This is a genomic window from Cellulomonas iranensis NBRC 101100 = JCM 18110 (genome assembly GCF_001552375.1).
In the GTDB taxonomy this organism is placed as follows: domain Bacteria; phylum Actinomycetota; class Actinomycetes; order Actinomycetales; family Cellulomonadaceae; genus Cellulomonas; species Cellulomonas iranensis.
In genome coordinates, this window is sequence record NZ_BCRB01000140.1 from 1 (window position 1) to 5,335 (window position 5,335).

Genomic DNA, 5,335 nt, shown 5'->3' on the forward strand with positions numbered 1-5,335 from the left:
CGGCCCGCGGCTCACCCGAAGGTGAACGAGAACACCTGCACGCCGGGCGTCGCGCGCACCTCGACGGTCCCGGTCGTGAGGTCGGGCCGGGCGAGCAGCCGGTACGAGCGCGGCGGCCCCGACACCTGGTGCTCGACCTCGTCGACGACCGCCCCCGACGCGTCGCGCACGACCGCGGTGACCGTGCCCTCGCCGCCGACGACCGTGCGGACCTCGCTCGCCGAGAACCGCAGCCGCAGCGCGGCGTCGTCGCCCGCGGTCGCGCCCTGGTAGTCGGTGGTCCACGTGCCGTCGAGCGCGACGGTGTCGGCCGGCTGGTCGGTGGGCGCGGTGTACGAGTGCTCGCCCTCGACGTACTCGCCCGCGACGTTGGTGCGCTTCCCCACCGACAGGAACGTCTCGGGCGTGATCTGCGCCCCGTCGGGGGTGCGGTCGTCGACCTGCGTGCGCGGCGGCAGCGCGACGCCCGGGTCGGCGTCCTGCAGGAGCTCGCGCACGAGGTCCTCCGTCACGTCGTAGCCCCCCTCGCCCTGGTGCACGTGCCGCACCTGGCCGTCGGCGTCGACCAGGTACGACGCGGGCCAGTACCGGTTCCGGTACGCGCTCCAGGTCGCGTAGGAGTTGTCCTGCGCGACCGGGTACGTGATGCCGAGGCGCCGCGCGCCGTCGACCACGTTGTCGGTCTCGCGCTCGAACGCGTACTCGGGCGTGTGGACGCCGACCACGACGAGCCCGGCGTCGCGGTACGCCTGCCACCACGCCTCGACGTGCGGCACCGACCGCTGGCAGTTGATGCAGGAGTAGGCCCAGAAGTCGAGCAGGACGACCTTGCCGCGCAGGTCCGCGATCGTGAGGTCCGCGCCGTCGGGCGTCTGCAGCCAGGTGTCGATGCCGCGCAGCTCGGGTGCGGGGCCGCAGTCCTCGAGCGTCGTCGCGCCCTGCGTGCAGCGGGACAGGCCCTCGTTCTCGGCCGTGACGACGCCGCCGAGGTCGAGCTGCTGCGTGACGCGCTCGTCGGCCGCGAGCCGCTGCTGCAGGCTGTCGGCCCAGCCGGGAAGCGCGCGCTGCAGCCCGTCGGTGAGGTTGAACGTGAGGGCGGCCGCGAGCGCGAGCATGACCGCGCCGCCGACGGCACGGACGCGACGCTGGTGCGTGCGCAGGAACGCGAGCCGCTCGGTGGCGCGGCGTCCGGCGAGCGCGAGCACGAGCAGCGGCAGCGCGGCACCGATCGCGAACCCGACGGTGAGGACGACGGTCGACGCGTCGACGCGTCCCGTGGCACCGGCGACGGTCACGGCCGCGAGCACGGGGCCGGCGCACGGCACGTACACGGCGCCGAGGCCGAGCCCGAGCACGAACGCGCCGCGGTCCTTGCCGGGCGCGCGCCGGGGCGCCAGCCGCGCGAACGGTCGCTCGATGACCTGCTCGAGCCGCGGGACGAGCAGACCCAGGCCCATGACGACGAGGACGGCGATGCCGGCCCAGCGCAGCGTGTCGCCTGGCAGGCCGAGCGCGTTGAGCACGACCGTGCCGGTGAGCGTCGCGAGCGAGAACGCCGTGACGAGGCCCGCGACGACGAGGTAGGGGCGCGCACCGTTGGCGCGGGGCGGCTCGGCGCGTGCACCGCCGCGCGTGAGCAGCGCGGGCTGCTCGAGCACGCCGACGCCCGCGGCGGCGCCGCGCACGGGTGCGGCCGTGGTCGCCCGGACGGGCGCCGCGCGGCTCGGTCCCGTGCGGGCGCCCTGCGCGCCCGCGCTGAGGAGCACGACCGGGAGCACCGGGAGGATGCAGGGCGAGATCCCGGTCACCAGGCCGCCGACGAGTCCGACGAGCGCCACCACCACGAGGTCCATGCCGGGGGTTCGGTGCCGGCGGTCCCGCGGATGGGTGCGGCTCGGCGGCGACGTCGCCGGGCCGTGGGTCGCGAGCTCGGTGAGAACTCGTCGTCGATCCGACCCATCCGCCCCGGGGGACGGCTCCGAACCATGGGCGACGGCGGAGGACGAGAGGTCCTCCGCAGCACCCTGGAGGAGACGACCATGCAGATCTCGACCCGCACGCGCCTGTCCGCCGCGCTGCTGCTGACGACCGGCCTGGCACTCACCGCCTGCAGCTCGGGCGACGACACGGGCGCGGAGACGACGCCCGACGCGATGACCTCGATGGCGCCGACGCCGTCGGCCACGCCCGACGACATGGCGACCGAGGGCGGCGACATGATGGCGTCCGGTCTGGTCGGCCCGGGCTGCGCCGACTACGCGGCGACGGTGCCGGACGGCGCCGGCTCGATCGAGGGCATGTCGACCGACCCGGTCGCGACGGCCGCGTCGAACAACCCGCTGCTGACCACGCTCACGGCCGCGGTCTCGGGCCAGCTCAACCCCGACGTGAACCTGGTCGACACGCTCAACGGCGGCGAGTTCACGGTGTTCGCGCCGGTCGACGAGGCGTTCGCGAAGATCGACCCGGCCACGATCGAGTCGCTCAAGACCGACGCCGCGACGCTGTCCTCGATCCTCACGTACCACGTGGTCGAGGGCCGGCTCTCGCCCGACCAGATCGCCGGTGAGCACACGACCGTCCAGGGCGGCACGGTCGACGTGACCGGCTCGGGCGACATGCTCAAGGTCAACGACGCGAACGTCGTCTGCGGCGGCGTGCAGACCGCGAACGCCACGGTGTACCTCATCGACGGCGTGCTGATGCCGACGATGTGACGCACCCCTGACCCGGTGCGGGGCGGATGCCAGGGCCCGCACCGCACCGCGGCCCCGGCGACCTCCGAGCGCCGTGCGGGCCGGGCGCCCCCGTCCTCCGCCGAGGACGGGGGCGTCGCCGCGTCCGGGCCGCTCGTCGCGACGTCGGACGCGCCGGCTCAGGCGGTGAGGGACGCCGCGTCGTCCGCGGGGTCGTCGGCGGCGCAGGTGAACTGGCGCCGGTAGCTCAGCGGCGTGGTGCCCAGCGTGCGCGCGAAGTGGTGGCGCAGCAGCGCCCCGGTGCCGAAGCCGCTGCGCCGCGCGACCTCGTCGACGGGGGCGTCGGTGCGCTCGAGGAGCTCCTGCGCGCGGGCCACCCGCTGCCGGGCGACCCACGCGGCGGGCGTCGCGCCGGTCTCGGCGCGGAACCGGCGCGCGAACGTGCGCTCGGAGGTGAAGGCGCGGGCGGCGAGCGCGGGCACCGACAGGTCCTCGTCGAGGTGCTCGACCATCCACGCGAGCAGCGGCGCGAGCGTGTCGGCCTGCGGCGGCAGCGGGGTCTCGACGTACTGGGCCTGGCCGCCGTCGCGCTGCGGCGGCACGACCATGCGCCGCGCGACGCTCGCGGCGGCGGCGGCGCCGAGCTCACGCCGCACGAGGTGCAGGCACGCGTCGATGCCGGCGGCCGTGCCCGCGCCCGTGATGACGCGGCCGTCCTCCACGAACAGCACGTCGGGGTCGACCGTCGTCGCGGGGAAGCGCGCGGCGAGCGCGGCGGCGTGCATCCAGTGGGTGGTGCAGCGGCGGCCGTCGAGCAGGCCGGCCTCCCCCAGGGCGAACGCGCCGCTGCAGATGCTCAGGATCCAGGCCCCGCGCGCGTGCGCGGCGCGCAGCGCGTCGAGGACGTCGTCGGGCAGGTCGGCGGGCGGCACGCCGTAGGCGGGCACGACGACGAGGTCGACGTCACGCGTGGCCTCGAGGCCGTGCTCGACGACGATCGAGAAACCCGACTTGGTCGGCAGGGTCGCGCCGGCGCGCGGGCCGCAGACCCGGAAGTCGAACACCGGCCCGCCGGTGTCGGAGCGGTCGATGCCGAAGACCTCGCACGCGGTGCCGAGCTCGAAGGCGGCGGCGTTCGGGAGCGCGAGGACGGCGACGGAGCGGAGCACGCCACCACGATCGCACGCTCGTGGCAGGATCTCAATGGACGACGGCACTTCTGCCACTCGTGGCGGCTTCCCGTTGGGCGCAGAGTTTCTGCCATGAACCTCGTCCTCCTCCTGCTGGCCCTCGTCACCTTCGTCGCCTGGATCGCGTGGCTCGTCGTGCTCGTGCGCCGCGACGGCCTCGGCGACCGCGAGCCGCCGCGCTCCCACCACGCCTGGGACGACGCGAGCGCCTCGGCGCCGCACACCCGCGTCGGAGCTCGCTGAGCGCCGCGTCACCCGCGTGCCGTACGACACGTCCGCCGCCCCGCGACGATGACCACGCCGAGGCCCCGACGGCCTGCGAGACTGTCGGCAGCGCCGGACCGGCCGGCGCGGCGGCACGGGCAGGAGTGATGGCGTGGGTGAGCTGCGGCTCGCGGTCGTCGGCGACGAGCTGGTCGCCGGCGCAGGAGACCCCAAGGGCCTGGGCTGGGTGGGCCGCGTCGCCGCCCGCACGCCGCTGCCCGACCCTCCGACGGTCATGACGCTCGCCGTGCCCGGCGAGACCAGCACCGACCTGGGCGGCCGCTGGGACGCCGAGGTCTCGCGCCGGCTCGCGCCCGAGGCCGACAACCGCCTGGTCGTCGCGCTCGGCCGTGCCGACGTGGCGGCAGGCCTCTCGCTCGCACGCAGCCGGCTCAACCTCGCCAACGTGCTCGACGTCGCCGAGCAGCGCCGCATGCCGGCGTTCGTGGTCGGACCGCCCCCGGGCGACCCCGCCGACGGCGACAAGCTCGCCGAGCTGTCGGTCGCCCTGGGCGACGTCGCGGCACGGCGCCGCGTGCCCTACGTCGACATGTACTCGCCCCTCGCCGCGCACGACCAGTGGCTCGCCGACATGGCGGTCTCGCCGCGGCACCTGCCCGGGCAGGCCGGCTACGGCCTCATGGCGTGGCTCGTGCTGCACACCGGCTGGCACCAGTGGCTGGGCCTGCCGGATGACGCGGCCTGACGCACCACCCGAACCCGCCCGCGCATCGGTCGACCCCGACACGTCCGCACCTCACCCCGTCACGGGGTGGGGTGCGACCCTCGACGTGTGCGTGCGGACAGCGGTCATCCTGCTGGTGCCCGCCGCGCTCGCGCTCGCGTGGTTCGCGGCGAACACCCCGGCACCGGAGGACCGCGTCGGGCTGGGCACGGGCGTCCGCATCGTCGCCCTGGCGTACGCGGTGCACGTCGCCGCGACGTTCGCGCTCGGCTGGCCGGCGGGCACGCTCACCGCGCACCTGGTGCGCCACCGCACCTCCGAGACCGCGCACGTGCTGGCGTTCGCCGCCTGCGGCGCGACCCTGGGCGTGCTCACACCCCTGCTGCTGGCGGCGCTGGTCGAACGCTCCTCGGTGACCCTGGCGCTCGGGATCGCGCTGGTGCTCGCGGTGGTCTACTGCCCGGTCGGCGCGGCGGTCGCGGCCGCCGCCCGCGCCTGGG

6 protein-coding genes are annotated in these 5,335 nt (G+C 75.8%); 4 read left to right on the forward strand and 2 right to left on the reverse strand.

Annotated features, from left to right (window positions below):
* Positions 1-11 precede the first annotated feature (11 nt).
* On the reverse strand, positions 12-1,853 hold the full coding sequence (locus CS2_RS17510) for a cytochrome c biogenesis protein DipZ (protein WP_070320935.1): 1,842 nt from the start codon (positions 1,851-1,853) through the stop codon (positions 12-14).
* A gap of 186 nt (positions 1,854-2,039) precedes the next feature.
* Between CS2_RS17510 and CS2_RS17515 the strand changes: the two genes are divergently transcribed.
* The gene (locus CS2_RS17515; RefSeq protein WP_046527916.1) at positions 2,040-2,717 is read left to right on the forward strand and encodes a fasciclin domain-containing protein; all 678 of its coding nucleotides are present in this window, start codon (positions 2,040-2,042) and stop codon (positions 2,715-2,717) included.
* A gap of 158 nt (positions 2,718-2,875) precedes the next feature.
* Here the strand turns inward: CS2_RS17515 and CS2_RS17520 are convergent, their stop codons facing one another.
* Complete coding sequence (locus tag CS2_RS17520; protein ID WP_070320936.1) at positions 2,876-3,865, reverse strand: GlxA family transcriptional regulator; 990 nt, start codon at positions 3,863-3,865, stop codon at positions 2,876-2,878.
* A gap of 93 nt (positions 3,866-3,958) precedes the next feature.
* Between CS2_RS17520 and CS2_RS18950 the strand changes: the two genes are divergently transcribed.
* The 3 genes from CS2_RS18950 to CS2_RS17530 form a co-directional block, all read left to right on the forward strand.
* Entirely contained in the window at positions 3,959-4,129 is a 171-nt protein-coding gene (locus CS2_RS18950) for a hypothetical protein (protein ID WP_156442202.1), read from the forward strand.
* 133 nt (positions 4,130-4,262) lie between these two features.
* Complete coding sequence (locus CS2_RS17525; protein WP_046527914.1) at positions 4,263-4,856, forward strand: GDSL-type esterase/lipase family protein; 594 nt, start codon at positions 4,263-4,265, stop codon at positions 4,854-4,856.
* Positions 4,857-4,947: 91 nt separating this feature from the next.
* A partial coding sequence (locus tag CS2_RS17530; protein ID WP_156442203.1) for a hypothetical protein occupies positions 4,948-5,335 on the forward strand: 388 nt, incomplete at its 3' end.